The organism is Corallococcus caeni, assembly GCF_036245865.1.
GTDB classification, from domain to species: Bacteria; Myxococcota; Myxococcia; order Myxococcales; family Myxococcaceae; genus Corallococcus; species Corallococcus caeni.
In genome coordinates, this window is sequence record NZ_BTTW01000002.1 from 1,252,102 (window position 1) to 1,278,897 (window position 26,796).

Below are 26,796 nucleotides of genomic sequence, written 5' to 3' on the forward strand. Positions count from 1 at the left end.
CCGCGACGCGCGTGTCACGGTTTCACGCGCGGGCGCGCGGCTCAGCGGTAGTGGACGGCGATGCGCTTTCCATCGAGCAGGTGGATGTCGATGTCCAGGTCGTAGATGCCCCGCAGCACGTCCGGGCGCATGAGCTCCTCCGGCGTCCCCTGGAAGGCGACCTTCCCGCCGCGCATGGCGATGACGTGGTCGGAGTAGCAGGAGGCGTAGTTGAGGTCGTGCAGCACCAGCACCACGCACCTGCCCAGCGTGTCCGCCGCGCGCCGCAGTTCCTTCATCATGGACACGGCGTGCTTCATGTCCAGGCTGTTGAGCGGCTCGTCCAGGAGGACGTAGTGCGTGTCCTGGCACAGCACCATCGCCACGAAGGCGCGCTGGCGCTGGCCGCCGGACAGCTCGTCCAGGAAGCGGTGGGCGATGGGCTCCAGGCCCAGGTGGTGGAGGGCTCCCTCCACGAAGGCGCGGTCCTCTACCGTCGGGCGGCCCCTGGAGTGCGGGTAGCGGCCGAACGTCACCAGGTCGCGCACGGTGAGCCGCGAGGTGACGGCGTTGTCCTGCCGCAGGATGGCCAGCCTGCGCGCCAGCGCGTCGCCGGGCGTGTGCGCCACGTCCAGGCCGTCCACCAGGACCGTGCCGGAGGACAGCGGCAGCAGGCGGCTCACCATGGACAGCAGGGTGGACTTGCCCGCGCCGTTGGGCCCGATGATGGACGTCACGCCCTGCTCCGGGAGCTGGAGCGTGACGTCGTCCACCACCAGGGTGTCGCCGTAGCGGCGGGTGACGTTCCGGGCTTGAATCATCGCAGCGCGCCTCGCATGAGCAGGGTGATGAACATGAGGCCGCCCAGGAACTCGATGATGACGCGCAGGTTGGCTCCAAAGGAGAAGACGCGCTCCAGCACGAGCTGACCGCCCAGCAGGCCAATCACCGCGAGGAACACGGCGGCCGGCAGCACGTGGACGTGCCGATGCGAGCGCACCAGGCCGTGCGCCAGGTTCGCCACCAGCAGGCCGAAGAAGGTGACGGGCCCCACCAGCGCCGTGGACACCGACACCAGCACCGCCACCACCGCCAGCAGCCGCGACACCGTGCGGCGGTGGTCCACGCCCAGGCTGATGGCCACGTCGCGGCCCAGGCCCAGCACGTCGCACGCGTGCAGCAGGCGCAGGCCCAGGACGGACGCGCCCACCGTCATCAGCGCGGAGACCGCGAGCAGGTCCGGGTCCGGGTTGTTGAAGCTGGCGAAGAAGCGGTCCTCCAGGAAGGCGAACTCGCCCGGCGCGATGACGCGCTGGAGGAAGGTGGACAGGCTGCGGAACAGCACGCCCAGCACCACCCCCGTGAGCAGCAGCAGGTGGATGCTCCGCCCCCGGCCCTCGAACAGCCAGCGGTGCAGCACGGCGGAGAAGAGCACCATGACGGCGACCTCCACCGCGAACAGCAGCCGCGGGTCCAGGGACGCCACCGTGCGCGAGCCCAGGAAGAAGAGCAGGCACGTCTGCAGCAGCACGTAGAGCGTGTCGAAGCCCATGATGGCGGGCGTCAGCACGCGGTTCTCCGTCACGGTCTGGAACAGCACCGTGGAGACGGCGATGGCGTAGCCCACCAGCAGCACCGTCGCGACCTTGCGCGCGCGAAACGGCAGCACGAAGTCCCACCGCCCGCCCGCGTCCACCGTCATGAACACCCCCACGCAGAGGACGGCCAGGGCCCCCAGCAGGAGCAGCCGCCGCTCGTGGCCCTCCAGGCGAAGCGCGCTAGCCGACACGGCTGTCCCTCCGGAAGAGCAGGTGGAGGAAGACGAGGCTGCCCACCACGCCCGCCACCGTGCCCACGGGAATCTCATACGGCTGGCGCACCACCCGCCCGACGACGTCGCACAGGAGCACGAAGCCCGCGCCCAGCACCGCCACCCACGGGATGGCGCGGCGCGCGTTGTCTCCCACGATGAGGCTGACGACGTTGGGCACCACGAGCCCGATGAAGGGAATCATCCCCACCGTGGCCACCACCACCGCGGTGACCATGGCGACGATGGCCAGCCCCAGCGCCACGATGCGCGGGTGGCTCAAGCCCAGGTTGGTGGTGAAGGCCTCGCCCATGCCGGCGACGGTGAAGCGGTCCGCGACGACGTAGGCGAGGACCGTCAGGACGAAGGCGCCCCAGAGCAGCTCATACCGGCCGCGCAGCACGCTGGAGAAGTCGCCCGTGGTCCAGGCCATCAGCGATTGCAGCAGGGAGAAGCGGTAGGCGAAGAACGTCGTCGCCGCGTCGAAGATGGCGCCCAGCACCAGCCCCACGACGGGCACGACGAGCGCCGAGCGCAGAGGGATGCGCCGGAGGATGAGCAGGAACAGCGCCGTGCCCGCCATGGAGAAGCCGGCGGCGACGGCGGTCCTCGCGAGGATGGGGATGCCGGGGGCGAGCAGGGTGACGACCAGCAGGCCCAGGCTCGCGGACTCCGCCGTGCCCGCGGTGAAGGGCTCCACGAAGCGGTTGCGCGCGAGCATCTGCATGATGAGGCCCGCCACGCCCAGGGACATGCCCGCCAGCACCAGGGCCAGCGTGCGCGGCACGCGGCTGATGACCAGCACCTGCAAGGCGCGCGGGTGCTCCGCGGGCGCCAGGAGCGCGTCCCACGACACGCGGCTCACGCCAATCAACAGGCTGGTCCCCGCGAGCACCAGCACCCCCAGGCCGGCCAGGGCGAGCAGGGGCAGCGGGCCCCTGGGCCCGGGGAGTGCGAAGGCCGGCTCAGGGAGCAGGGGGCTGTCGGGGCTTCGCGTAGGCATCGGAGATCTGCTCCAGCAGGCGCCGCACGGACTGGATGCCGCCGCCGATGAGGTAGGTGTCGGCGGGGTCCAGGTACACGACCTGGCCCTGCTTCCAAGCCGTCGTCTGGCGCACCAGCTCGTTGTCCAGCAGCCGCTGCGCGCCGCCGCCCTCGCCGATGGCCGCGTCCCGGTCGATGACGAACAGCCAGTCCGGGTTGGTCTCCAGGATGAACTCCGAGCCGATGGCCTCCCCGTGCAGCGACGCCTTGAGCGACGGGGCCGCGGGCGGGATGCCGAAGGACTCGTGCAGCACGCCGAAGCGCGAGCCCGGGCCGTAGGCGCTCATCCGCCCGCCGGATGTCAGGACGATGAGCCCCTTGCCCCGGGTGGAGGTGGTGCCCTTCAGCGCCTCGATGGACTGGCGCAGCCCTCCAATCAGGGCGCGCGCCTGGTCCTCCTTGCCGAAGACGGTCGCCAGCCGCTCGGTGTTGCCCACCACGGTGTCCAGGTAGTGCGCGTCGTCCGTCGTCTGGTCGATGGTGGGCGCCATGGCGGCGAGCTTCGCGTACCGGGCGCTGGTCCGGCCGCCGGTGATGATCAGGTCGGGCCGCGCGGCGTGGACGGCCTCGTAGTCGGGCTCGAAGAGCGTCCCGAAGCGCGGGTACTTCTTCGCGTCCGCGTACTTCGCCAGCGGGCCGGGGAAGTACTCACCCGCCACGCCCCGCACCTCCACCCCCAGCGCGTCCAGCGTGTCCAGCGCCGCGAGGTCGAACACCAGGACCTGCTTCGGGTGGGGCGCCACGACGGTGCTGCCCTGCGCGTGCGTGATGGTCCGGCCCGCCCCCGGCGCGGAGGCCGCCGGTGCCGCGGCTTCCACGGTGGGCGCGCGTGAGGGGCGCAGGCCGAGGAACGCCAGGCCGAGGACCACGACCCCGAGGAGGGCCGCGATGAGGAGAGGGAAACGCCGGGGAGAGGTGCTCACGAAAAGGCCCATCCAGAGGGATAAGGGATATCAAGTGATATTGATACTCATTATCGAAGTCGGATATAGCGGATCCCCGCTGGACGGTCAAAACCCATCGACCTTGCGCTCGCCGGGTCTTCCCTGGAGGCTTGGATTTCAAGACTTCCAGGGAGAGGTGCCATGAAGCCCGTCCGTGCCGTCCTGCTGCTGTCCTTCCTCTGCTCGGCCCTGTCCGGGACTGCCCACGCGCAGGACAACTCGCGCACGCTGCTGATGCAGTGGCTGGCGGATCCGGACGTCTACAAGGAGAACGACGACCTGTTCTTCCTCACCGGCACCGGCAACGGGGTGGTGCTGCCGCTGTACGAGTCGAACGACCTCACGGCGTTCCGCTTCAAGCGCGACTACAACCCGTCCGCGGCGGATCCGACCTACGACTACTGCTTCCTCTGGGCGCCGGACCTGAGCAAGACGGGCAGCGTCTACCAGCTCCACTTCTCCGGCCACCGGGTGCCCAACGGCGCGGCGTGTCCTCCCGCCGGCCAGGAGGTGACGACCTTCGTCGCCACGGCGCCGGACCTGAACCTGGCCTTCGGCGCGCCCCAGCCCATCAACGCCAACACGACCTGGCCGCGCACCACCACCGGCACGGCGTGCCTGCCGCAGGGGTGCAACCGGAACATCCGCATCGACTCGGCGACGTTCAACGACGGCGTGGACCGCTGGCTCTTCTACGTCTGGTTCCAGAACGGCAACAACATCTCCTCCTTCAAGCTGGCCGCGCCCGGCACCGTCTACAACCACGCGGGCCCGGCGGTGTTCGCGACGCCCTCCTACGAGGAGGGCATCAACGAGGCGCCGGAGCTGTTCAAGCGCGACGGGCGCTACTACCTGCTCTTCAGCGGCGGTTGGTACAACAGCCAGTACGCCATGTACTACGTGATGGCGGACACCGTTCCGGAGCTCACGCGGGCGCGGGCGGTGCGGCGGCTGTCATTGCCCTTGAAGAACTCCGCGGGCCGGCTGGTGCAGTCCCACGGCCACAACGTCATCGTCGAGCGGCGCGGCGAGTACTTCAACATCTTCCACGTGGGCGCCTTCGACAGCGCGGGCAACCTCACCTCGCGCAGCACGTACAAGCAGCGCGTGGCGTTCAAGGTGGACGGGGCGATGACGTCGCTCAACCAGGTGAGCGTGCGCTGGAACCGGCTCGCGGGGTACAGCTACTCGCTGGACGTCGTGCTGCGCGACGGGTCGGTGGTGGGCCCGTGCGCGTCCGTGACGCTGCTGGGGCAGGCCAACAAGACGGTGTTCGACGGCGTGTGCCGCAGCGCGGGGGACCGCGTGGTGACGAAGGGGGAGATCGCCGCGTTCCGCATCTTCTATTCCAACAACAACGTCTGGGGGCCGTTCGTGGAGAAGGCCTATGACGGCATCTCCGACGACGTGTCGCTGGAGCTGCCCGGCGGCGTCACGCCCTTCGTGGACCTGGAGTGGAGCGAGGAGGAGACGGCGGCGCAGTACTCCATCGACGTGCAGCGGCGGGACACGGGCGCGTGGATTGGCCCGTGCATCGGCGTGGCTTCCGTGAACAAGAGCCTGGCCTGGACCTACCAGGGGCGCTGCGACACGCCGGGCATCAACGTGCCGGCCTCCAACATCCAGGCCTTCCGCATCTGCTCCGCGGTGAACGGGGACTGGGCCCACGCCCGCTGCGGCGCCGCCGCGTATGACGGGCGGGCCATGCACTCGCGCATCAACATCCCCTGAGCCGGCAGGCTAGTGACAGGAGAAGACGAGGGGCGCGAGCGTGTCCTTCACCTTGTAGGAGAAGGAGTGGCCGCTCTCCGCGGCGGACGCGTATTCCAGGTCCGGCTGGGCCTGGAGCCACTTCATCGTGGCGGGCAGGTCCGCGCAGGGGTCGTCGAACTTCTCGGCGAAGCGCGTCTCGAAGGCATCCATCTTCGCGCGGGATTCGGTGACCTTGCGCTTCAGGGCATCCAGCTGCTCCTGGGAGCGGACCTCCCGGGTGTCTGGCTCGGTGAGCCAGGTGCTCCCGTCCGCGTAGCGCACCTCCACCGCCAGCTTCACGGTGCGCGCCACCGTCGTGTCCAGCGGAACCTGGACCGTTGAATCGTGGGTGTCCTTCGCGATGGGGACCGGAGCCAGGCGCCGGGCCACCCTGCCGTCGGCATCCAGCTCCACGACGGCCACCTCGCTGGGGCGGGGAATGATCATCCCCGTGCCGACGTCCACCTGGAGCGGGGTCTTGTCTCCCACCATGAAGTCCCACGGCTCTCGCAGGAACATCAGCCGCCGCGTCACCGGGGCGGGCTCGCCGCAGCGCACGGCCAGCTTCACGGCTGCGTCCTGCTCCACCGGGGGCTTGCCCTTGCAGGTCAGCTTGAGGTGCAGGGATTGCTCGAGCGGCTTGGGGACGCCGGCGCATTGCTGGACGACCTGAGGGGCCTTCCAGAGCGCTGGGGCCAGCTCGAAGGACGATCCCCTCGGGTAGCGGGCGTCCTCGGGCTTCAGCGTGAGGTTCACGTCCTTCGCGGCGCCGCTCACCTCCAGCTTCTCCAGGCCGTCGCGGCAGCGGGCCTCCAGCGAGATGCTGGGATGGAGCCAGAGCGGCGTGGCGCCGCCACCCGCCACCCCCACGAGCTTCCCCTGCATCACGTAGGCGGTGGTCTCCTGCCGGACCTTGAGCGGGGGCCCCTGCTGCTGCTCCATCAGGGCCTGCATGACCCTCATCTGATAGAGATTGGCCTGCACCATGGTCAGGCGTTCCTGCTGGGCTTGCGTGAGCGGGATGACCGGGAACGGATTTGCGGGGAGGGGATCGCGGCTCTGGAGGATCACTTGTTCCGGGCCCCGCTTCGTCTCCACCTGGAGCCCAAGGGTCTCGGCGGGCTGGGGCGTCAACGCGTCCTGCAGGTCGGTCGCGTTCAACTGGGGCAGGGGTACCTTGATGAAGGCCCTGATGGGCATGAAGATGCCCGTCACCTTCATGCCCTTCTGGAGTCCTGCCTCGGCGGCGACGCTCCTGGGCTCGACCCGGGTGACGGTGACCGTCTTGCCATCCGAGCGCGCGGAGTAGCCCGCGGACTTCATCGTGACGGTGAACGGCGCCGCCGCGAACAGCCAGGCGCCAGCGAACACGGACAGCAGCGAGGCGAGGAACATCGGGGCACTCCGGGGACGGTGGGCCCGTCCAGTCTGGGGCACGCGCTGGCCGTCAGCGCGGGGCGAAGCGCCTCGCGGACCGCAGCTTCGCCTTCATGGCTTCCATATCGCGGTTGCGCGGCGGGGCGGTGGTCACCAGCGAGTCCATCAGCCGGCGCGCGACCTCGGTGACGTCCTCGACGGCACGGTTGAAGGCCTCCTCGTTCGCCTTGGACGGGGCGCTGGTGCCGCTGAGCTTCCGCACGAACTGCAGGGCCGCCGCCCGCACCTCCGCGTCGGACGCGGGCGGCTCGAAGTTGAAGAGCGTCTTGATGCTGCGGCACATGGGCGGCTTCCTTTGCGTGAAGAGGCGCCATCGTAGCGCACCGCGAGAACGTCACCTCGCTCGGCGGGCGTCTGCGACCTCATCCCCGCCGGCCTGGGCACGGTCCACTGGGTGGAGTCGCCGCCATGACCACGCCGTCCGGAGTGATTGTCTTTTCCGGACGGCGCGGGAGTCCGCATTCGATGTAAAATCGCCCCTGGCTGATTTCAGGGGGGCATCATGCGACTCGATATCTTTTCGGAGATGCAGCATCCGAAGGAGCGCTGGAGCGGTCCGGACCACGAGCACCAGATCATCCAGGAGACGCTGGAGCAGGCGCGACTCGCGGATGAGATGGGGTACGGCGTCTGGTGGCAGGTGGAGCACCACACCGCGGTGGAGTTCAGCTACAGCTCCGCGCCGGAGGTCATGCTCACCGCCATCGCGCGGAGCACGAAGAACCTGCACGTCGGACACTCGTCGGTGCTGGCGCCCATGCGCTTCAACCATCCCATCCGGATCGCGGAGCGCGCGGCCTTCATCGACCACCTGAGCGGGGGCCGCTTCCAGCTGGGGCTGGCGCGCAGCACCATCCCGGAGTGGCGCACCTTCAACATCGAGCCGGACTCCACGCGCGGGCAGATGCAGCAGGCCTTCGAGCTGGTGCCGAAGCTGTGGACCCAGGACAAGGTGTCCTGGGACGGACCGGACCTGAAGCTCAAGGACGTCAGCGTCATCCCCAAGCCGTACCGCAAGCCGCACCCGCCGCTGTGGCAGGCATGCTCCAGCCCCGCGTCGTTCGAACAGGCGGGACGCAACGGCGTGGGCGCGCTGGGCGTGACGCTCTGGGCGTCTCCGGAGGAGGTGGCGGAGATGATCCACATCTATCGCGAGGCCCTGCGCACGCGCTGCGAGCCGGTGGGCGCGTTCGTCAACGACCAGGTCGCCTTCTTCACCTTCGTGCACTGCGCGGACAGCGAGCGCGAGGCCATGGAGAACGGCGCCGCGAAGGCCGCCGCTTGGTACACGAGCGGGTCGTTCACCTTCTTCGAGGCGAAGGACGCCTTCGTGAAGACCGCCGCGGAGCTGGAGGTGCTGGCGAAGGACCCGGCGGGCGGAGGGCTCACGGGCCAGTACCTGCGCAAGAAGGACCCGAACGCGCCGCAGTCCCAGGCGCAGCGCATCCTGGGCCGCATCATGTCCGGTGAGACCGTGCCGGATGAGCAGGTCTGGGAGGTCCTGAGCGCGCAGGACTCGCTCATCGTCGGGACGCAGGACCAGGTGCGTGCGGGGCTCAAGCGCTACCAGGCGCTGGGCATCGACGCGCTCATGTCGTTCCACCAGGTGGGCGCGCTGGCGCACGACAAGGTCCTGAAGAGCATCCGCCTCACGGGCGAGCTCATCCCGGAATTCAGGACACCGGCGGCGCCGTAGCGGGCGACGGGAGGGCAGGGGAGCGTGGAGGCGCGACACCCACGCTCCGCGCCCCTTCTCCCGTGAGGCGGGACGGAGCAAGCTGACCTTCGTGTCCCGCCGCTCACAGCTGCTGCTCCTGCTCGGGGTGTCCGTGCTCCTGCACGTGGCGCTCTTCGTGCTGCTGGCGCGGAGCCCGTCCGGCCGCGTCCGGCACCCCGAGCCGTCGCAGCCCATCGAGCTGGAGGTCGTCACCCGGGACGCCCGCCCCGCGCCGCCCGAGCCCGAGGAGGCGCAGCGGCCTCCTCGCTCGCCCGCGCGGAAGAAGGACGACGCGCCGGCGCACGCACCCTCCCCGCGGGCGAAGGACGATGCGTCAGGGCAACTGGCGGAGCGAGAGCCCTCCACGAACTCGCGGCCGAAGGACGAAGCGCCAGCCGAGGCTCCCTCGCCCCCCGGGAGCGCTGCTCCGGCGCCGCTCGCGGAAGCGCCCGAGCGCGCGTCACCTCCGGTCCGGGACGTGCCGCTCCAACTGGAGCCGCCCGGGCTGCTGGGCGGTGGGCTGCTGAAGGGTCCCCCGTCGACGGGGCGGACGCTCCGCAACGTCCCAGGGTCGGAGCCGGACCCCAAGGCGCTGGCGGCCCGTGAGGCGGAGGAGGCGCGTCAGCGGGTGGATGGCTGGGCCAAGGATGCGACCGCGTCCGCGCGGGCTTCCGGCGCGACGCCTCCGTACTTCGCGAAGCTGCGCCAGGGCTTCGCCGAGCGGCTCGTGAACCCGCCTCCTCCCAACGCGCAGGTGGTCCTGGGCCGGCTGAAGCGCGAGCAACTGGAGGCCATCGAGCGGTTCGGCCGGACGGGCTCGCCCTTCACGCCCCAGGAGCGGGACGTCCGCCGCGAGACGTCCGACCGCCTGCGCGCGGCCGTGGAGGCCGGGCGCGCGGCGGACATGTACATGACCGACGTGACGGCCCCCATCCTCGCGCTCGTCGCCATCGTGGAGGTGCGGCAGGCGCGCGACGGGAGCCTGATCGACCTCCAGGTGCTGGAGGGCTCCGGGGATCCGAAGTTCGACAGCTGGGCGGTGTCCCATCTGCGCGATGCGCTCGCCAGCGCGGACGCGCCCAAGGCGGACGGCGTGGGCATCCGCGAGGACGGGATGCGGACCCGCTGGCGGTTGGAGGAGTACCTCGGCAACCCCCGCGTGCGGGTCCACCTCATCTCCGTCTACTGACTCATTCCTGCCCGATGCCGATGCCGCTGATGCGGTTGCCCGTCGCGGCGTCCAGCACGAGCAGGTGTCCCCACCGCGTGACGTACACCCGGCCGTTCCGGACCCAGAGCACCGTCGTCCGGATGGCCATGGGGTCGGGCAGGGGCAGGGGCACGTCCCACGCGATGTCGCCGGTGTTCAGGTCGCGCCGCACGAGGCGCAGGTCCCCTTTCTGCATCGCGTAGAGGACGTACACGGCGTCCTTCGAGAGCTCCCCCACCTCCGGCGCCTGGTCGTGCAGCAGCAGGGGATCCTGCTCCGACACGAGGCCGTGCCACCGCGGCTTGCGGTCGCCGGGCGCGAACAGCGCCACCATGGGCACCTGCGTCCCCGGCCACCGCGTCCCCAACGCCAGCGTGTAGCCGCCCGAGCGGTAGAGGTACTTCGTGGAGAAGCCTCGGATGTCGGAGGGCGGGTAGCTGGAGCGCTCGCAGGTGGTGGGGTGCGACGGCGGCCGGCTCATGTCGCAGGTCTGCGGGCTCAAGGGCGGCGTGGCGCAGCCCTCCGGGGCCCGGGGCGCGGGCTTCGCGGTGGCCGTGCGCGTGTCGAGGAGCAGGTGCTGGTGGTCCACCACCTCCACCCAGACGGAGGTCGTGTCCCCCGGAGGAATGCAGAGCCGGCGCGGCGAGTCGGTCAGCGGCACGCGCCCCAGCCGCTTGCCCGTCTCAAGCTCCAGCAGGTTCACCGCGCGCTGCTCGCTCATCACCAGCCGGCCGTTCTGGGCGATGACCTTCGTCCGGCTGCTGGCGTCCGGGCCTTCCGAGGGCAGCGACTCCCAGAGCTTCTGGAGCGTCCGCCCGTCGAACGCGGCGATGAAGTGGCGGAACCCGGAGCCTCCTTCGTGGCGGGTCACGTGGCCGATGATGTCCTCCGTCCCATCTGCGTTGACGTCCACGAACGACGGTGCGTCCTCCGTCCACTGGATGGGCTCCGGCCTGGGCTCGGGGATGACCGGTGGGGCAACGGGACGGGCGACGGGGGTGGGGCGCCGCGTGGGCGGGGGCGTGTCCGGGCCTCCCGTGGCCAGGACGAACACCGCCCCCGTGGCGCCCAGCACGAGCATCACCACGACACCCATGACCACCATCAGGGCCTGTCTGTTCGCCGGGGCTGGCGGGGGCGCGCGCGGCGCCAGGGGCGGGCCCTCCAGGTCGAACATCTGGCCGCAGTAGCCGCAGACGTAGTGCGTCTTCGCGGCCTGGAGCGTGAAGGGCGCGTTGCAGTAGGGACAGCGGGTCGCTCTGGGGACGGGCCGGGCCATGACGACGGGTGTAGCACTCCTCTCAAGCGGGGTCGTTGAAACACGAAAGCCCCCTCCCTCCGCTCAGGAGGAAGAGGGCCTTGCGCGCTCACGCCAGCGTCAGGCGACGACTACGGCACCGTGGCCTTCACGGAGACGCCCGAGTACGCGGAGTAGCCGCGCACGGAGACGTACCAGGTGCCGGCCGCGGGGGCGGTGATGGTGCAGGTCTCCGCGTTGCCGCTGAGGTACGGGCGGCAGTTGTACGCCGTCGTCGTGGGCTGCGAGCCCTGGCGCACGTAGAGGTCCGCGTCACCCGTGCCGCCGGACTGCTCCACCGTCAGGGTCGTGGAGCCCGCGGGGACGGTGATGGCGAAGTGTGTGAAGGAGCTGGTGGCGCCAGAGAGGTTGGTCTGGCTGAGCAGCGTCTGCGTCGGCTGCTGCGGGGCGTTGACGGTGGTGTCGATCCAACTGGCGAAGGACGACACGCGGCCGTACATGCCCGCGTACTGCGCGTCGGCGCAGCCGTAGCCCCAGCTCACGATGCCCGCGAGCACGCGGGTGCTGCCCTTGAGGACGGTGAGGGGACCGCCGCTGTCACCCTGGCAGGAGTCCTTGCCCGGGGCCTTCGCGCCCAGCTGGTCCGCGGTGATGGTCTCTTGACCCTGGTAGTCCGCCTGCGCGTCCGCGTTGCTGATGATGTTCACGTCCACCGTCTGGAGCGTGGTCGGCAGCGAGGAGGAGCCGCTGGACAGCGTGCCCCAGCCCGTGACGCGCGCCACGGCGCCAACGCCGCCCACGCCCGCGGCCTCGTCCGCCGCCGTGACGATGGGGATGGCCTTCGCGTTCGCGCCGCTCAGGTCCAGCGGCGAGGACAGCTTGAGGAGCGCCGCGTCCTTGCCGTAGTTCGCGTCCACGTAGCCCGGGTACACGACCACCTGGGACACGGTGCGGACCTGCCCGCCGGTGGTGGTGGTGCGGTTGGTGACGCCCGCCACGATGCGGCCCGGCTTGGAGATGCTGCCGCCCGAGTTCACGCAGTGCTGCGCGGTGAGGATCCAGTTCTCGTTGATGATGGAGCCGCCGCAGAAGTGGCTGCCGCCGCTGCTCTGCAGCGACACCTGCCACGGGTTCGCCGCGATGGTGGTGGCCGAGCCACCGACGATCTCCTGCGTGGTGGCGGCGGGGGCCGGAGTCTCCGGCTGCGCCTGCTTCTCCTCGGCGGCCTGGGGACCGCAGCCAACGACCAGCAGCGACACCACGCTGGCGGCTGCCCAGCGACGCACGATCCGACCCGAAATCATGTGAACCTCGCCTTTATGGGAAAGTATGAAGAGCGAGGATTGTGGAGGAATCCAGAGTTAGATGTAAACACCCCAACCGAAAGTATATCGTAACTGGATAACTACTGTGATGGGGTTTCTGGAGTCTGCTCCGTGACGAAGCTGAAGCCCGGGGGGACTTCCAGCCGGTAGCCGGGGTCCTCGAAGACGACGCGGGCGCCGGTGCCCTCCAGCATGTCGCGCACGTGGCTCACGTGGACGCGCAGCGCGTTGTCATGCAGGCGCGGGTCGTAGTCCGCGTTCCACATGGCGCGCACGCAGTCCTCCTTCGCCAGGGTGCGCCCCGGCTGGCGGGCCAGGGCATAGAGCAGCCTCCGCGGCAGGGCGCGGCGCTCCAGGGAGACGGTCTTCCCCGGGGCTCGCAGTTCGTGACGGCGGGCGTCCAGCACCACCTGCTCCGGCGCGGGCGCTGGCTGGGGGCGTAGGGCCTCCGGCGCGGAGGCGAGGGGCCGGGTCAGCTCCGCCGTCAGCTCCGGGTCCAGCTCCCCCTCCGTGGCCGTGCGCGTGGCCTCCGCCAGGGCCTCCTCCGCCTCGCGCGTCCGGCCGGCGTGCCGGTGGAGCGTGGCGCGGGCCAGGTGCGCCAGCGTGCGCTCCAGCGCGAAGTCCTCGCCGCGGCCCAGGGGCTCCAGCGCGGTGAGCAGCGCCGTGACGCGCGGGGCATCCGCGCTCCGGGCGGCGGCCAGGGCGGCCAGGGCGCGCTGACGGGCGGCGATGCCGGGGCGCACCTCGCGGGGCTCCACGGGGATGGGAGGCGCTTCAGGGCCCGGCACGTCCAGCGTGCGCGCCACCCGCGCGGCCCGCATCAGCCCCACCACGCCGCGTGAGCGGACCTCCTCCTCCACCGCGTCCAGCTGGGCCCGGCCCTCCGCGCGACGGCCCAGCTCCAGCAGCATGCGGCCCGCGCCCACGCGGCAGAGCAGCCGGACGAAGAGGTAGCCCGCCTTCTCCGCCCGGGCCTCCGTGTCCCTCAGCGCCGCGAGCGCCGCCCTGCGCTGGCCCCGCTCTCCGCGCACCCACGCCGCGATGCAGTCCAGCTCCAGCGCCAGGCGGGGCGCGCCCAGCTGGCCCAGCCGCTCCCGGGCGCTCGCGAGCGCGGCGTCGGCCTCCGTGAAGCGCCCCAGCCGGCTGAGGATGCCCGCGGACATGGCCGCCACCAGCGGGCCTCGCGAGTCGAGCGGCGCGTCCTCCAGCAATGACACGCACTGGGCCAGGGGCTCCGCCAGCTCGCTGTCGCGGCCTTCAATCCAGAGCATCAGCGCGCGGGCATACGCGCACCACCCCAGCACGCGCCGGTCCCCGGTCGCGGCGGCGGCGTTGTCCAGCATGGCCAGGGACTCGTCCAGCCGCCCCTGGAAGAAGCGCAGCGCGGTCCAGGCCAGCAGCTGCTGGAGGAAGACCTCCGCGCTGCTGGGCACCGGCATGGCCTCCAGCGTGCGCTCGCAGGCCTCCGGCTCCAGCGCGAAGAGGGCCACCCGCACCAGCACGGCGCCCACGCCCTCGCGCAGGGCTTCGTTGGACTCCGGCGCCGGTGCTCCGGCGGCGGCCTCCAGCGAGGCGCGCAGGGCCAGCAGCTCCGGGTAGGCGCGGCGCAGGTCGAGCAGCCGCACCCGCGCGCGCGCGTGGGCCAGCCGCACCTGGGGCGTGCGCAGCGCGGCGGGCAGCGAGTCCAGCAGGCCCAGGAGCTCGTCCGCGGCCCCGTGGCGCACCAGCGGCTCCGCCCGCGCGACGATGAAGGCCGCGCGCGCCTCGTGCTGGCCGAGCGCCTGGAGGTGGCGGCACACGCCGCGCACCCGGACCACGGCGGGCAGGGGTTCCTTCTCCAGGGCCTCCAGCAGCGCTTCGTGCGCGGCGCGCGCTTCGTCCGGGGACAGCAGGGACACCATCGCCTCGCGCACGAGGTCGTGGACGCCGTAGCGGCCCCGCGAGTCCGTCTCCACCAGCAGCTTCGCGCCGAGCTTGAGCAGCGCGTCGCCAACCAGGGTGCCAGCCAGCACCTGCTCCAGCGTGCTCGCGGTGAGCGGCAGCTGGCTCAGGGCGAGCATCGCGGCCAGCCGCCGTTCGTCCCCGGGCAGCGCCGCCAGCGCCGCGCGCACCGGTTCGTCTCCGCCGGTGTCTCCCGCGTGGGCCCGGCGCAGGAGGAAGGGCAGGCCCCGGGAGCGGCCCCACGCCGCGTCGAAGCCGTCGCGCTCGCCGTAGAGCGCGTCCAGCTCCCGCCACAGCTGGCGCGCGGCCTCCTCCGAAAGCCCCTCCAGCCGCAGCTCCACCCGGTCCGGGCTCGCCGCGTGCCGGGGCACGGACTCACGCGAGGTCGCCAGCAGCGTGCCCTGCCGCAGCCGCCCTCCCAGGTCCTCCACCAGCGCCGCGCGCTCCGACGGCCCGAGCACGTGCAGGTCGTCCAGCACGCACAGGGCGCGGCGCGCCTCCAGCTCACCGGCCAGCGCCTCCAGCCGCGACGCGTCCGACAGGGCCTGGGCCACGGGCGCGTCACTCAGCAGCCGGCGCACGTCGTCCACCACCGTGTCCAGCGTGTCCCCGGGCCGCACACGCCGGTGCACGACGGGGCCCCGGTGCTTCGCGGCCACCGCCGCAACCAGCGCGGACTTGCCCGCCCCGGGCAGCCCGTAGACGACGCCCGTGTGCACGCGCCTCAGCATGTCCCCCAGCCGCCGCACCTCCTGGGCGCGGCCCACGAAGACAGCGGGCGGTCCCAGCCCCGGAGCGGATGGCGTGCGCATGGCGCGCACCATTGTAGGGCCACCCGGGCCCCATCCGGCAGGGCCGTCCCGGTGGAACTCCCCGCCGGGCGCGGCGCTCGGGGACTCCTGGGGTTGTCCCGGGCCGCGCGCGCGAGCCGGCTCAGGTGTCGTCCAGGCTGAGCGCGCGCAGGTGGCTGACGTCCCCCCAGGTCACCAACCGCAAGCCCCCCGCGTGGAGGTCGAACTGGTTCCAGCCCGCGTTGAGGACGGCGAAGGCGCGCGGCGCCGCGGGCGGGATGCCCAGGCAGTGGCGCAGCAGGGCGCTGAGCACGCCCCCGTGGGTGACCACCACGACGCGGGCCTCCGCGTGGCGCGCGCCCAGGTCCTCCAGGCAGTGCAGCGCCAGCCGCAGGCGCTGCGACGCGCTCTCACCTTCGGGCACGACGTAGTCCGCGTGGCCCTCCGCGTACGCGGAGAAGACGTCCGGGTGGCGCTGGCCGGCCTCCGCGCGCGTCAGCCCTTCGAGGATGCCCAGCCCGCGCTCCCGCAGCCGCGCGTCCTGCTGGACGTCGTGGCCCGTCCTGGCCGCGATGCGGGCCGCCGTCTGCGCCGCGCGGTCCAGGTCGCTGCTGTAGAGGGCCTGGAAGGGGAGGGTGGCCAGGCGTGCCGCGAGCGCGTCCGCCTGCCGCAGCCCTTCGCGGCTCAGCGAGCTGTTCAGGTGCCCCTGCAGGCGCCCCTGGGCGTTCCACTCCGTCTCCCCGTGCCGGAGCAGGATGAATTCGGTCGTCATGGCGCCAGCGTGGCGGGAGCACTCCAGGGGGGCAAGGCTCGTGGAGTGTCAGTCAGCCGCCGCGACCATCGCGCCCGGGGCGGCCCGTCCCTTCCAGCAGGGAGCGTGTCGCATGGGTGAAACACAGCCCTGGTGGGCCTGGAGATGTGGACCTCCAGCGCCGGGACGGCCGGGGACATGTCTGTGTTTCCACCCCGTGGGGCAGGAGGTCTGCTCAATGCTACGCATCTCCCTGGCCACGGGGTCGGACAGCACTCCTGGACGGCTTTAGCCTCACTGGACGCGCGTCCACCTTGTCCGAGTTTCCGAGCTAGAGCGTGTCTTCCTGGTTACGCGGGTGGGAGGACGGCGGATTTTCCGTGGACGCCAGGCCGGAGGGGGAGCGTTCGATGAAACACGGTCAGAAGGTGGATGCGCTGGTCATGGACGTGGAGTCCCAGGAGGCCTCGGGGGAGGCTCCGCGAAGGGCTCACCGCTTCGGCTGGCTGCGGATGCTGGGCGTGGACGCGGTCCTCATCGCCTGCTCGCTGCGCTTCGCCACGGTGCTGCACTTCGCTGACGGGATGCCTGCCGCGTGCAGACAGGCGCTGCCCCTCGCGATGGCGCTCCTGGTGGCGGTGCGCCTGGTGACGCTGGTGTGGCTGGGGCTGCACCGCTGGTCGTTCCACCGCTCCGGCATCCACGAGGCCGTCCGGCTGGAGCTGGCCAGCCTCGCGGCCACCATCGTCTTCGAGCTCTTGCGCACCATCTTCTTCGCGGAGGTGCTGCCGGGGCAGGTGGTGGCGCTGGAGTTCTTCGTCACCACCACGCTCCTGGGCTTCCACCGCTTCGCCCCGCGCATGGCGCGGCAGTGGTACATGGACCAGCAGCGCGCGCGGGCGCAGGGCTCCCAGCGCACCCTCATCGTGGGCGCGGGCAGCGCCGGGGACCTGCTCCTGCGCGACCTGCTGCGCGACCGGACCAGCCCGTGGCACGTCATTGGCCTCGTGGATGACGACCCGGGCAAGCAGGGCACCTTCCTCAACGGCAAGCCGGTGCTCGGCGTCCTGGACGCGCTGCCGGAGCTGATGAGGAAGCACCGGGTGACGCAGGTGCTCATCGCCATCCCCCGGCTGTCCCCGGAGCGCACGCGGCACCTCTTGAGCCTGTGCCGGCACCAGAGCGTCAGCTTCAAGATCATCCCGGCCTCGTTCGCCTACCTGGACCAGAAGATCACCGCCGCCATGCTGCACGACCTGTCCCCGGAGCACCTGCTGCCCCGCGACGCCATCGCCTTCGACCACGAGGAGGTGCACCGGCTGGTGACGGGCCGCCGCATCCTCGTCACCGGCGGCGCGGGCTCCATCGGCAGTGAAATCGTCCGGCAGGTCGCGGGGCACTCGCCCGCGTCGCTGGTGGTGGTGGACATCAACGAGAACGAGCTCTACCTGCTGGTGCGCCAGCTGCAGTCGCGCTACCCGAACGTGCCGGTGCACTCCGTGGTGGCGGACATCCGCGACCTGGACCGGATGATGCGCATTGGCGTGGAGTTCGCGCCGCAGTACGTCTTCCACGCGGCCGCGCACAAGCACGTGCCCCTGATGGAGGACTCGCCCGAGGAGGCCATCAAGAACAACGTCTTCGGCACGCAGAACGTGGCGCGCATGGCGGACGCCTGCGGGGCGGAGCGCTTCATCCTCATCTCCACGGACAAGGCCGTGAAGCCCTCGTCGGTGATGGGCGCCTCCAAGCGGCTGGCGGAGATGGTCATCCGCGACATCGCCACGACGTCGCGCACCACGTTCTGCGCCGTGCGCTTCGGCAACGTGCTGGGGTCCGCGGGCAGCGTGGTGCCCCTCTTCAAGCAGCAGATTCAAGCGGGCGGCCCCGTCACCGTCACGCACCCGGACTGCACCCGCTACTTCATGATCATCCCGGAGGCGGTGGGCCTGGTGGTGCTGGCCGGCCTGGGCGGCTACGGCGAGCTGTGCATCCTGGACATGGGCGAGCCGGTCCGCATCGCGGAGCTGGCCGCGAACATGATCACCATGACGGGCCTGGTGCCGGACAAGGACATCCCCATCGTCTACACGGGGCTGCGCCCGGGGGAGAAGCTGGAGGAGGTGCTCATGTCGGAGGAGGAGGAGCTCACCCAGCAGGTGCGCAACCGCATCAAGGTGGCCCGGAGCCCCGCGCCGCCCGCGGACTTCCAGCTCCAGCTCAAGCGCCTGGACCGCGCGGCCAGGGCCGGCGACGTCCATGACGTGAAGCGCGCCCTCCAGGACCTCCTCCCCGCGTACACCCCGTCGAAGATGCCGGGGCCCGTGGCCAAGGTGCTGCCCGCCTTCCCGGCGGTGAAGGCGTCCACCGCGGAGCAGAACGTCAGCGCCTGACCCCACGCGGGCCTGTCCGTCGTCCACGAGGCCCCGGCCTCCCGTGCCTCGAGCGCGGGAGGCCGGGGCTTCGTCATGGCGTGTGCGGCGCGCGGTAGGCCGGAAAGAAGCTGCTCGCGGGACGGCCCTCCGCCAGCGCGGCGTACGCGGCCGCGTCGCAGATGATTTCATGCGTGTGGAGGCGCCCGCTGGCGTTGGCGAAGCCGCGCTTGAAGTCCTCCAGCCCGTCCCCCGGCGTGAGGCCGCCCCCCAGGTGGAGGGGAAGCCCCAGCCGCGTGCCCAGGGCGATCATCTCGCCGAAGACGTTCTTCGCGGGCGAGCGCGCCAGGTGGGCATCCGCCGTTCCACCCAGGTAGTAGTGCAGCAGGCCGTCGCTCTGGACGACCAGGGCCGCGGAGGCGACGGTGCCGTCCGGCGCACGCGTCGTCGCGAGCCAGGCCACCGGGGACGCGAACAGCTCTTCGAAGTACGCGTCCGAGAAGAAGTACCGGTGGCTTGCCTGGTCCCGGACCATGGTCTGCCGGTACACGTCCCGGAAGCCCTCGCGCTCCTCGGGCGGCGCGTCCCGGCACGCACGCACGGTGCTCACGAAGCCCAGCCGGGCGTTCCGCCGCAGGTGCCGGCGGTGCATCTCCCGCAGTGTGAGCGGGCGGCACGGGTCCACGAAGAAGACCTCGTTGCGCGCCGTACCACCCGAGAAGCAGTGCGGTCCCTGGACCCGCTCCCTCACGAAGATGCTGACCAGCTCCGTGGCCCGCCAATCCACCGCGGGTGCCGGCACCTCGCTCAACCCGTCCAGCTCACCGCCCGGAAAGCCATACGGGGAAATGGCGTCGCGATAGCTCGTGCCCTCAATCGCTCGCACGATGAGTGGCACGTGAAACATCCTGCCTGTGTCGCTTTTGACGACCAGCGTATGGGTGACCTGCTCGGCGCGTAGGTGGTGCCCGGAGCGGAAGTACTCCTCTGACAGCGCCGAGGCTCCCGCATCGGGAACCAGCATGGCGCTCGCCTGCCCTGTCCTCGTCATACATCTCCCAACCGGCTCAGGCGGACAGGCCCATGTGGCCCTGGACTGAACACTCACAGACAGTCGTGATTTTATTTTTGTCTAATCACAAAGGAATTCAAGAGGCCCCAAAGTGCTTCTGGCGACCTGTGAACGCACTCCGGCGTTCCCACAACAGGGTAGCCTACCGGGCCGTCGACGGGAGCTACCCCACAGGACCCCCCTGATGTTGGAACCTCGTCGTCGCAACACGTCTGGTCGTGCCCTGTCGTCCCTGCTGTCGCTTGCCCTGCTGGTGGGTGGTGCCTGCGGCCCCAACCCCGAGCAGGACAATCCCAACACGGCCGGTAACAACGGAGACAACACCCCGGGCAGCACCGAAGTCGCCAGCCCGGATACGGACTCGCTCGCTCCCTCTTCCCCCGAAGAGAGCACGGCGGTCCCCGGTGAGCCGGAGGCCGAGGCGGCCCCGGTCACCCCGGAAGAGGACGCCTCCGCCGTCGCGGAAGCGCCTGCCTCCGCCGAGGAGGGCCTGGGGACGACTGCCCAGGCCGCCGTCAGCCTGCGCACGGTCGCCGGCTGGGAGACGCTCTTCCTGAACCGCTGGAACTCGGAGCACACCTCCAGCTTCCTGCCCAAGAGCAACTCCCTGGACAGCTGGCAGTTCTACGACCTGTCCTACGGCATCGACGGCAACACCGCGATGTACCGCGCCACCGGCAAGACGCAGTACATGGACCGGGCGCTGCTGTATGTGAACAACATGGTCAACCACGCGAAGGTCTCCTCTTCGCTGCCCAAGAGCCAGTTCAAGGACAGCTACCTGGGCTGGGCGTCCGCCCGCTCGGACACGCTGGGCCAGGAAGTCCCCCTGTTCGAGAGCTACTGCTGGCGTTACGTGACGCGCATGCTGCGCACCATCCGTGAGACGCCCGCGCTCTACGGCAACGCCACGTACAAGACGCAGTACGACAAGCTGCTGGCGTTCACCGAACGGAACATGTTCGAGAAGTGGCTCAAGCGCGGCGCGAACAGCTACATCTATCGCGTCAATACGCACATGGCGTCGCACTGGGCATACATCGCCATGGACCTGTCGAAGATGACGACGGACGCCACGAAGAAGGCGCAGTACCTGACCGTCTTCAACAACATCAACCGTGACATGCCCAACAACACCTCGTCGCTGCGCGGTCAGCTGCAGACCAGCCCGGTGAACGCCAACGCGTACTTCTGGGCCGCCGAGTGGGGCTCCAAGAAGCGTCCGGGCCAGGACGTGGCGCACGGCAACGGCGTGATGGCCTACCTCGTGGAAGCCCACGACGCGGGCATGGAGTGGACGGACGCGGACATGCGCAAGTTCGTCGTCACCCTGAACAACGTCATCTGGCCGTCCGCCAAGAAGTACAGCATGTACGTGGACGGCACGGGCAGCGGCACGGGCTGGTTCAATGACGGCCTGATGAAGCTGGGCCGCTACAACGCCGACCTCCAGAAGCGCCTGGAGACCCACTCCGTGGGCCAGAACACCCAGTTCTACGGCAACGCCGCGCTGAACGCGAAGCTGCTGGGCGCGGGTTCGGCGCTGTAACAAGTTCCACAATGCGGACAGACACCCCCTCCTCCCGCCCGAGCGCGCGGGAGGAGGGAGTGTGCGAACGCTCCAGGCAATGCCGGGGTCCGAATGCCCGGTCTTGCCTGGAGCTTTTCGCATGCCCTCCCGCATCTACCTGTCCTCGCCCCACATGGGCACGCTCGAGCGCGGCTACGTCGACGACGCGTTCGCGAGCAACTGGATTGCCCCCCTGGGGCCCCACGTCGATGCCTTCCAGGAGGAGTTCGCCCGCTGCGTGGGGACCCCGCACGCGCTGGCCTTGAGCTCCGGCACGGCCGCGCTCCACCTGGCGCTCCAGCTGGTGGGCGTGGGTCCTGGCGACGACGTGCTGGTGAGCACGCTCACCTTCTCCGCGTCGGTGAACCCCATCCGCTACCTGGGCGCGTCCCCCGTCTTCATCGACAGCGAGCGCACGTCCTGGAACATGGACCCCGCGCTGCTGGAGGAGGAGCTGTCCATGCGCGCGCGCGTGGGCCGGCTGCCCCGCGCCGTGGTGGTGGTGCACCTGTATGGCCAGAGCGCGGACCTGGATCCCATCATGGCCGCCTGCGACCGCTACGGCGTGCCCGTGGTGGAGGACGCGGCGGAGGCGCTGGGCAGCACGTACAAGGGGCGGGCCCCCGGCACGGTGGGCCGCGTGGGCATCTATTCGTTCAACGGCAATAAAATCCTCACCACGTCCGGCGGCGGGATGCTGGTGTCCGCGGACGGCGAGCTGGTCCAGCACGCGCTCAAGCTGGCCACGCAGGCGCGCGACGCGGCGCCGCACTACCAGCACTCGGAGATTGGCTACAACTACCGGCTCAGCAACGTGCTGGCCGGCATTGGCCGGGGGCAGCTGCACGTGCTGGAGGACCGGGTGGCCGCGCGCCGCGCGAACCACGCGTTCTACGCGGAGGCCTTCCGGGACCTGCCGGGCATCGCGTTCATGCCCGAGGCGCCGTGGGGCCGGCACACGCGCTGGCTCACCACCCTCACCATCGACCCGGAGGCGTTCGGCGCGGACCGGGAGGCGGTGAGAGTCGCGCTGGAGCGGGAGAACATCGAGGCGCGGCCGGTGTGGAAGCCCATGCACCTGCAGCCCGTCTTCGCGACCTTCGAGCGGCGGCGCGGCGGCGTGGCGGAAGACCTGTTCCGCCACGGCCTGTGCCTGCCGTCCGGCTCCAACCTCACACGCCAGGAACTCGAGCGGGTGGTGGAGGTGGTCCGCGACGTCCCCCGGAGGCAGGGGCTGCGGACGGCGGGCTGACGGCGCCGGCCTCCTGCTGCCGGAGCGGCACGACGTTGGACTCCGGCGGCGGGTTGCCCATGAACTTGTTCAGGGTGGCCTCGCTCGTGAAGGAGATGCCCTGGCGCTGGAGCACGCGCACCACCGTCAGCGCCAGCACCTTCGCGTCCAGCGCCAGACTCCAGTGGTCCACGTACCAGACGTCCAGCCGGAAGCGCTCGTCCCAGCCGAGCGCGTTGCGGCCATTGATTTGCGCCCAGCCGGTGACGCCGGGCAGCACGTCGTGGCGGCGCGCCTGCTCCTCGCTGTAGCGCGGCAGGTACTCCACCAGCAGCGGGCGCGGCCCCACGAGGCTCATGTCGCCCTTGAGCACGTTCCACAGCTGCGGCAGCTCATCCAGGCTGGTGGAGCGCAGGAGGCGGCCGGCCCAGGTGAGGCGCTCCTCGTCCGGCAGCGCCTGCCCGGCCGCGTCCGTGGCCTCCAGCATCGTGCGGAACTTGAGGACGGTGAACAGCTTGCCCTTCCTGCCCGGCCGCGCCTGCCGGAAGAGGACGGGGCTGCCCATCGTCACCCGGACGAACAGTCCCGTGGCGGCCATCACCGGGGCAAGGCATAGCAAGCCCACCCCCGCAGCCACCACGTCGATGCACCGCTTGAGGAACAACCCGGTTCCTGTCTGTCTTTGCATGGGGACGTCGCTCCTTGAGCGTGCAAGGCTAGAGCCGCCCCGCCCCCCCCACTACGGCCCCCGGGACTCATCCCACTGTCGGCTCATGCGCATCCACCGGCGCGATGGGCGTGAGCGCCTGCTCCTGCGCGGGCGCCGTCAGCCGCCGCCAGACGCGCCAGGTCAGCCAGGCGCTGCACGCAAGCTCCGCCACCCAGCCCAGCCCCAGCGCCCACGCGGCCCCCACCGGCCCCACGCGCGGCACCCAGAAGGCGCTGCCCAGCGCCACCACGGCCACGGACACGACGAGCAGCACCACCTGGCCCTTGAGCTCGCGCGCCGCGGTGAGCCCCACCGCGAGGCTCAGGCAGACGTACTCCAGCGCCGCCGCCGCCATCAGCCAGACGAACAGCGTGAGGTTCCTGGCGTAGGCGGCCCCGTAGAAGAGCGTCAGCGCCCACCGGCCGAACAGCGCCGAACCCGCGATGGCGCACAGGCCCACCCCCACCGAGGCCGCCGTGAAGCCCGCCAGCGCCCTGCCGTAGCGGCGCGCCTCCCCCGCCGCGTGGTAGCGCCCCAGCCGGGGGCTCACCGCCTGCCCCAGCGAGTGCACCACCCGGCCGCCCAGCGCGGCGAAGTACGCGAGCGCGGCGTACATGCCCAGCTCCGCCTGGCCCGCGTGCGCCTCCAGCAGGTAGCGGGGGATGTTGGGCCGGAGCGCCCCCAGCAGCGCGGTGAGGCCCAGCACCCAGCACAGCAGGAAGAGGGCCTTGAGCTGGCCGCCCTCCTGGCGCCACGGCGTGCGCCAGAGGGTGCTCCAGGGGCGCACGCCGGGGAACTCGCGCCGCAGCGCCCGCGCGTCGAAGACGAAGAGGACGATGGCCCACGCGAACGCCATGGCCGCCGCGCCCGCGATGGGGCTGTGCGTGAGCCACAGCGCCAGCGGCACCAGCACCGCCGACAGCGCGCTCTTGGCGATGGTGGACCGGGCGATGAGCCCCAGCCGCTCCGCCTTCTGGAGCGCGCCGTAGAAGACCTCGCTCACGGCCTCGAAGCCCTTGGCCAGCGCCACCAGCGCGATGACCCAGCCCGCGTGCAGCGAGTCCGCCAGCACCGTGGCGATGGCGCAGCACACCGCCACGCCCGCGACGACGTTGAGCACCATCAGGCCCAGGTAGTGCTGGAAGCCGAAGGCGCCCCGCGCGTCGGTGGCCTGGAGCGTGCGCAGTTGCATGCGCGCCATCAGCAGCACCGGGGCGGTGATGGCCAGGGCGAGCGCGAACTCGCCCACCTCCTCCATGGTGGCCAGTCGCGCGAAGGCCACCAGGACGCCCCACTGCGCGAGGGCGTAGACGAGCCCGGCGGAGAGTGACCAGACGAAGTTGCTCCCCACCGAGCGCGCCTTCATGACCGGGCCGCCGCCGCGCGCCGCAGCACCTCCGACAGGCGCTGCGCCGCGATGTCCGCGGAGTAGCGCTCCCGGCCCAGCTTCCCCGCCAGCGCCCCGGCCTCCGCGAGCCAGCGCGGGTCGCGCAGCCGCTTCGCCAGCATGGCCGCCGCGGCGGGGATGTCCTTGGGCGGCAGCCGCAGGCCGAAGTCCTCCCGGTCCATCAGCTCCGCCTGCCAGCCGCCGTAGTTGAGCGCCAGCGGCCGGCCCGCCGCGAGCGCGTCGAAGAACTTGTTGGCGGAGTTGTCCTGCATGCCCGGCACGTCCGTGAAGAGCGACGTGGCGATGGTGGCCGCGCTCAGCACCGCGGGCACCTGGGCCTTGGGCACGCTGGGCAGGAAGAAGAGGTTCACGCCCTTCACGCCCAGCCGCTCCGCCAGCGCGTGCAGCATGGCCTCCTCGCGGCCCTGGCCCATGACGACGAAGCGGACCTCGGGGTCCACCTTCCGCATCTCCGCGGCCACCCGCACCAGGTACTCCACGCCGTTCACCAGCCCCAGCGTGCCCGCGTACAGCACCATGGGCCTGTCCCCCAGCCACGCGTACTTCTGGCGGAACTCCTGGCCCGCGGACGGCGGCACCTGGAAGCGCTCCGGGTCGCAGAGGTTGGGGATGATGGTGATCTTCTCCGGCGGCACGCCCGCCGCCTCCACGCCCGCCTTCATGCCCGGCGACAGCGCGACGATGTGCGCCGCGCCCGCGTAGGCGGCCTTCTCCAGGAGCTGCGCGGCCATGATGGCGGAGCGGCTCTTGAGGGCGCCCACCGCGATGGGGATGGCGGGCCACAGGTCGCGCACCTCGAAGACCATGGGCCGCTTGTTCCACTTCGACGCGGCGATGCCGGGCACCGCGATGGTGAGCGGCGTGCTGGTGGCGAAGAAGACGTCCGCGGGCAGCTGCGCGGCGCGGCGCGTGGAGTTGACCGCGAAGTGGCTGAAGGCCCGGATGCGGTCCGGGTAGCTCATGGCGTTGTTGTAGGGCACCGGCAGCCAGTGCACCTGGATGCCGCTCTCGTTGGACTCGCGCCAGCCCTTGCCCGTGCCGGCGTCCGTGCGGGTGTCGGAGGTCACCATGTGGACCTCGTGGCCCATGGAGACCAGGCGCCGCGCGAGCTCATAGGAGCGCGTGCCCCCGTGCATGGTGGGGGTGTTGAAGTACTGGTGCAGGTAGACGATGCGCATGTCAGACGGCTCCTGTGAATGAAGGTTGGGGAAGGGCGTGGGGCAGGGGCGGCCCCTCGTGCGCGGGCCTCCGTCCGGGGACCGCGGCCACGGAGGCCATCACCATCAAGAGGAAGAGGGAGCGGCTGTCGTAGAGGTCGCCGCTGGACTGGGCGCCCAGCAGCACCAGCACCGCCGCGCCCACGGTGGCGCCGTCCAGGCCCCGGCGTCTGAGGAACGCCGAGCGCATGAAGGTGGCGAGGACGGTCGCGAGCAGGAGCAGCCCCACGACGCCGCCCTCGCAGAACACCTCCAGGAAGAGGTTGTGCGGGTAGACGCCCAGGCGCAGCGCGGGGAACGCCGCGAGCCCCGCGCCCGCGACCGGGTTGTCCTTCCCCAACTGGAGGGCCCTCGCGTAGAGGATCTCCCGCCCGGACAGGTACACCTTGCCTTCGGTGCTGCCGGCGCCGCCCGCGCCCGTCTCGTAGTTGAGGGTGAGGCGCAGGAAGCGCTCCTGCACGGAGTTGCTGAGCGCCTCCCCCAGCGGGGAGAACATCGTCACCGCGGTGATGGCCACCGTCGCCAGCAGCAGCAGCAGCAGCAGCCGGCGCAGCGGCACGCGCCCCACCACGAGGCAGGTGGTGATGCCCGCGACGATGGCGGCGGAGCCGCCGCGCGAGCCCGTGAGCAGCGCCAGCACGACGCCGGTGGCGGCCACCGGAATCCACAGCCACGCCTGGCCCCTCCAGTACCAGAAGTAGAGCGCCCCGATGGAGAGCAGCCCCATGAGCCGCGCGAGGATGTTGGGCCCGCCGCCCATCACCGCCAGCCGCGCGCTCCCGCCGCCCCCCAGCAGTTGCTTGACGGCGGTGAGCGCGAGCAGCCCCGTGGCCGCGACGACGGCGGCCCAGAACGCGTCCAGCACCCGGGGCGCGGGCTGGCGGAGCGCGGCCAGCGCGAAGCCCACGCACATCAGCCCCACCAGCAGGAGGTCGGCGACCTTGGTCAGGGAGAACAGCGGGTCGGGTGTCCAGGCGATGCTGGCGCCCATGTAGCCCAGGAAGCCCAGCAGGGCCGCGATGAGTGGCGGGTCGAAGCGCGCCTCGCCGGGGCGCGCTTCGCGCCGGGCGCGGTGCAGCAGCCCCACGCTGGCGAGCAGCACCCCGCACAGGACGATCCACAGCCGCAGCTCCTGGACCAGGTTCGTGTCCACCTCTTCATTGACCGCGAGGCCCAGCCGGTGGAAGCCCCAGCGGCCCGCGAGCACGTAGAGCGCCGCGATGAGGCCCAGTCCTGTGCAGCACAGCCAGCTCACGGT

Annotated in this window: 21 protein-coding genes; 6 read left to right on the forward strand and 15 right to left on the reverse strand. The window is 71.2% G+C overall.

Translation table 11 applies throughout. The features are described 5' to 3' along the window. Positions 1 to 41: 41 nt before the first annotated feature. The 4 genes from AABA78_RS13240 to AABA78_RS13255 are packed head-to-tail and all read right to left on the reverse strand — an operon-like array spanning position 42 to position 3,756. On the reverse strand, positions 42 to 800 hold the full coding sequence (locus AABA78_RS13240; RefSeq protein ID WP_338263341.1) for an iron ABC transporter ATP-binding protein: 759 nt from the start codon (positions 798 to 800) through the stop codon (positions 42 to 44). Beyond that, positions 797 to 1,768: an iron chelate uptake ABC transporter family permease subunit gene (locus AABA78_RS13245; RefSeq protein WP_338263342.1), complete on the reverse strand. Its 972-nt coding sequence runs from the start codon at positions 1,766 to 1,768 to the stop codon at positions 797 to 799. Before AABA78_RS13245 ends, AABA78_RS13240 begins: the two co-directional genes overlap by 4 nt. Further along, the gene (locus tag AABA78_RS13250; RefSeq protein WP_338263343.1) at positions 1,758 to 2,792 is read right to left on the reverse strand and encodes an ABC transporter permease; all 1,035 of its coding nucleotides are present in this window, start codon (positions 2,790 to 2,792) and stop codon (positions 1,758 to 1,760) included. The genes AABA78_RS13245 and AABA78_RS13250 overlap by 11 nt, the downstream gene beginning before the upstream one ends. Beyond that, positions 2,755 to 3,756, reverse strand: a complete 1,002-nt coding sequence (locus AABA78_RS13255; RefSeq protein WP_338263344.1) for a siderophore ABC transporter substrate-binding protein — start codon at positions 3,754 to 3,756, stop codon at positions 2,755 to 2,757. The genes AABA78_RS13250 and AABA78_RS13255 overlap by 38 nt, the downstream gene beginning before the upstream one ends. Before the next feature lie 162 nt (positions 3,757 to 3,918). On the opposite strand from AABA78_RS13255, the gene AABA78_RS13260 reads away from it, so the two are divergent. After that, complete coding sequence (locus AABA78_RS13260) at positions 3,919 to 5,508, forward strand: family 43 glycosylhydrolase (protein ID WP_338263345.1); 1,590 nt, start codon at positions 3,919 to 3,921, stop codon at positions 5,506 to 5,508. A 9-nt stretch (positions 5,509 to 5,517) separates the two neighbouring features. On the opposite strand, the gene AABA78_RS13265 is transcribed toward AABA78_RS13260, so the two are convergent. Together AABA78_RS13265 and AABA78_RS13270 are read right to left on the reverse strand one after the other, a co-directional pair. Continuing rightward, positions 5,518 to 6,924: a hypothetical protein gene (locus AABA78_RS13265; RefSeq protein WP_338263346.1), complete on the reverse strand. Its 1,407-nt coding sequence runs from the start codon at positions 6,922 to 6,924 to the stop codon at positions 5,518 to 5,520. Between the two features lie 52 nt (positions 6,925 to 6,976). Beyond that, positions 6,977 to 7,249, reverse strand: a complete 273-nt coding sequence (locus tag AABA78_RS13270; RefSeq protein ID WP_338263347.1) for a DUF2277 domain-containing protein — start codon at positions 7,247 to 7,249, stop codon at positions 6,977 to 6,979. A gap of 219 nt (positions 7,250 to 7,468) precedes the next feature. Here AABA78_RS13270 and AABA78_RS13275 point away from each other — a divergent pair, with 219 nt between their 5' ends. Next, positions 7,469 to 8,662 (forward strand): LLM class flavin-dependent oxidoreductase, encoded by a 1,194-nt coding sequence (locus tag AABA78_RS13275; RefSeq protein WP_338263348.1) that lies wholly within the window; start codon positions 7,469 to 7,471, stop codon positions 8,660 to 8,662. A gap of 91 nt (positions 8,663 to 8,753) precedes the next feature. Further along, on the forward strand, positions 8,754 to 9,872 hold the full coding sequence (locus tag AABA78_RS13280; protein ID WP_338263349.1) for a ferrichrome ABC transporter substrate-binding protein: 1,119 nt from the start codon (positions 8,754 to 8,756) through the stop codon (positions 9,870 to 9,872). Position 9,873: 1 nt separating this feature from the next. On the opposite strand, the gene AABA78_RS13285 is transcribed toward AABA78_RS13280, so the two are convergent. The 4 genes from AABA78_RS13285 to AABA78_RS13300 form a co-directional block, all read right to left on the reverse strand. Continuing rightward, positions 9,874 to 11,172: a hypothetical protein gene (locus AABA78_RS13285; protein WP_338263350.1), complete on the reverse strand. Its 1,299-nt coding sequence runs from the start codon at positions 11,170 to 11,172 to the stop codon at positions 9,874 to 9,876. Between the two features lie 110 nt (positions 11,173 to 11,282). Then, positions 11,283 to 12,437, reverse strand: coding sequence for a trypsin-like serine protease (locus tag AABA78_RS13290; RefSeq protein WP_338263352.1), 1,155 nt, complete (start codon positions 12,435 to 12,437; stop codon positions 11,283 to 11,285). Between the two features lie 119 nt (positions 12,438 to 12,556). Then, a complete protein-coding gene (locus AABA78_RS13295) occupies positions 12,557 to 15,229 on the reverse strand; it encodes a winged helix-turn-helix domain-containing protein (protein ID WP_338263353.1) in 2,673 nt (890 codons plus the stop codon). 121 nt (positions 15,230 to 15,350) lie between these two features. Beyond that, positions 15,351 to 15,980: a histidine phosphatase family protein gene (locus tag AABA78_RS13300; protein ID WP_338263354.1), complete on the reverse strand. Its 630-nt coding sequence runs from the start codon at positions 15,978 to 15,980 to the stop codon at positions 15,351 to 15,353. 389 nt (positions 15,981 to 16,369) lie between these two features. On the opposite strand from AABA78_RS13300, the gene AABA78_RS13305 reads away from it, so the two are divergent. Further along, positions 16,370 to 18,352: a polysaccharide biosynthesis protein gene (locus AABA78_RS13305; protein ID WP_338263355.1), complete on the forward strand. Its 1,983-nt coding sequence runs from the start codon at positions 16,370 to 16,372 to the stop codon at positions 18,350 to 18,352. A 73-nt stretch (positions 18,353 to 18,425) separates the two neighbouring features. On the opposite strand, the gene AABA78_RS13310 is transcribed toward AABA78_RS13305, so the two are convergent. Beyond that, positions 18,426 to 19,238: a GNAT family N-acetyltransferase gene (locus AABA78_RS13310; RefSeq protein WP_338263356.1), complete on the reverse strand. Its 813-nt coding sequence runs from the start codon at positions 19,236 to 19,238 to the stop codon at positions 18,426 to 18,428. A gap of 349 nt (positions 19,239 to 19,587) precedes the next feature. On the opposite strand from AABA78_RS13310, the gene AABA78_RS13315 reads away from it, so the two are divergent. Both AABA78_RS13315 and AABA78_RS13320 read left to right on the forward strand, forming a co-directional pair. After that, positions 19,588 to 20,952 carry a RodZ family helix-turn-helix domain-containing protein gene (locus AABA78_RS13315; protein ID WP_338263357.1) on the forward strand — a complete coding sequence of 455 codons (1,365 nt, stop codon included), beginning with the start codon at positions 19,588 to 19,590 and terminating at the stop codon, positions 20,950 to 20,952. Positions 20,953 to 21,073: 121 nt separating this feature from the next. Beyond that, positions 21,074 to 22,225: an aminotransferase class I/II-fold pyridoxal phosphate-dependent enzyme gene (locus AABA78_RS13320; protein WP_338263358.1), complete on the forward strand. Its 1,152-nt coding sequence runs from the start codon at positions 21,074 to 21,076 to the stop codon at positions 22,223 to 22,225. On the opposite strand, the gene AABA78_RS13325 is transcribed toward AABA78_RS13320, so the two are convergent. The 4 genes from AABA78_RS13325 to AABA78_RS13340 all read right to left on the reverse strand — a co-directional run bounded on the left by AABA78_RS13325 (position 22,146) and on the right by AABA78_RS13340 (position 26,793). Further along, positions 22,146 to 22,892 carry a sugar transferase gene (locus tag AABA78_RS13325; RefSeq protein WP_338263359.1) on the reverse strand — a complete coding sequence of 249 codons (747 nt, stop codon included), beginning with the start codon at positions 22,890 to 22,892 and terminating at the stop codon, positions 22,146 to 22,148. The two genes, AABA78_RS13320 and AABA78_RS13325, sit on opposite strands and share 80 nt — an antisense overlap. A gap of 67 nt (positions 22,893 to 22,959) precedes the next feature. Next, positions 22,960 to 24,279 (reverse strand): lipopolysaccharide biosynthesis protein, encoded by a 1,320-nt coding sequence (locus AABA78_RS13330; RefSeq protein WP_338263360.1) that lies wholly within the window; start codon positions 24,277 to 24,279, stop codon positions 22,960 to 22,962. Beyond that, entirely contained in the window at positions 24,276 to 25,499 is a 1,224-nt protein-coding gene (locus tag AABA78_RS13335; protein ID WP_171418554.1) for a glycosyltransferase family 4 protein, read from the reverse strand. The genes AABA78_RS13330 and AABA78_RS13335 overlap by 4 nt, the downstream gene beginning before the upstream one ends. 1 nt (position 25,500) lies before the next feature. Next, positions 25,501 to 26,793, reverse strand: a complete 1,293-nt coding sequence (locus AABA78_RS13340) for an O-antigen ligase family protein (RefSeq protein ID WP_338263361.1) — start codon at positions 26,791 to 26,793, stop codon at positions 25,501 to 25,503. Positions 26,794 to 26,796: the final 3 nt, after the last annotated feature.

Bases quoted from the DNA above. Each gene is read 5' to 3' on its own strand.
- AABA78_RS13240 (WP_338263341.1), bottom strand. From the start codon at position 800: ATGATTCAAGCCCGGAACGTCACCCGCCGCTACGGCGACACCCTGGTG.
- AABA78_RS13250 (WP_338263343.1), bottom strand. From the start codon at position 2,792: ATGCCTACGCGAAGCCCCGACAGCCCCCTGCTCCCTGAGCCGGCCTTC.
- AABA78_RS13260 (WP_338263345.1), top strand. From the start codon at position 3,919: ATGAAGCCCGTCCGTGCCGTCCTGCTGCTGTCCTTCCTCTGCTCGGCC.
- AABA78_RS13265 (WP_338263346.1), bottom strand. From the start codon at position 6,924: ATGTTCCTCGCCTCGCTGCTGTCCGTGTTCGCTGGCGCCTGGCTGTTC.
- AABA78_RS13270 (WP_338263347.1), bottom strand. From the start codon at position 7,249: ATGTGCCGCAGCATCAAGACGCTCTTCAACTTCGAGCCGCCCGCGTCC.
- AABA78_RS13275 (WP_338263348.1), top strand. From the start codon at position 7,469: ATGCGACTCGATATCTTTTCGGAGATGCAGCATCCGAAGGAGCGCTGG.
- AABA78_RS13285 (WP_338263350.1), bottom strand. From the start codon at position 11,172: ATGGCCCGGCCCGTCCCCAGAGCGACCCGCTGTCCCTACTGCAACGCG.
- AABA78_RS13295 (WP_338263353.1), bottom strand. From the start codon at position 15,229: ATGCGCACGCCATCCGCTCCGGGGCTGGGACCGCCCGCTGTCTTCGTG.
- AABA78_RS13300 (WP_338263354.1), bottom strand. From the start codon at position 15,980: ATGACGACCGAATTCATCCTGCTCCGGCACGGGGAGACGGAGTGGAAC.
- AABA78_RS13305 (WP_338263355.1), top strand. From the start codon at position 16,370: ATGAAACACGGTCAGAAGGTGGATGCGCTGGTCATGGACGTGGAGTCC.
- AABA78_RS13310 (WP_338263356.1), bottom strand. From the start codon at position 19,238: ATGTTTCACGTGCCACTCATCGTGCGAGCGATTGAGGGCACGAGCTAT.
- AABA78_RS13315 (WP_338263357.1), top strand. From the start codon at position 19,588: ATGTTGGAACCTCGTCGTCGCAACACGTCTGGTCGTGCCCTGTCGTCC.
- AABA78_RS13320 (WP_338263358.1), top strand. From the start codon at position 21,074: ATGCCCTCCCGCATCTACCTGTCCTCGCCCCACATGGGCACGCTCGAG.
- AABA78_RS13325 (WP_338263359.1), bottom strand. From the start codon at position 22,892: ATGCAAAGACAGACAGGAACCGGGTTGTTCCTCAAGCGGTGCATCGAC.
- AABA78_RS13330 (WP_338263360.1), bottom strand. From the start codon at position 24,279: ATGAAGGCGCGCTCGGTGGGGAGCAACTTCGTCTGGTCACTCTCCGCC.
- AABA78_RS13335 (WP_171418554.1), bottom strand. From the start codon at position 25,499: ATGCGCATCGTCTACCTGCACCAGTACTTCAACACCCCCACCATGCAC.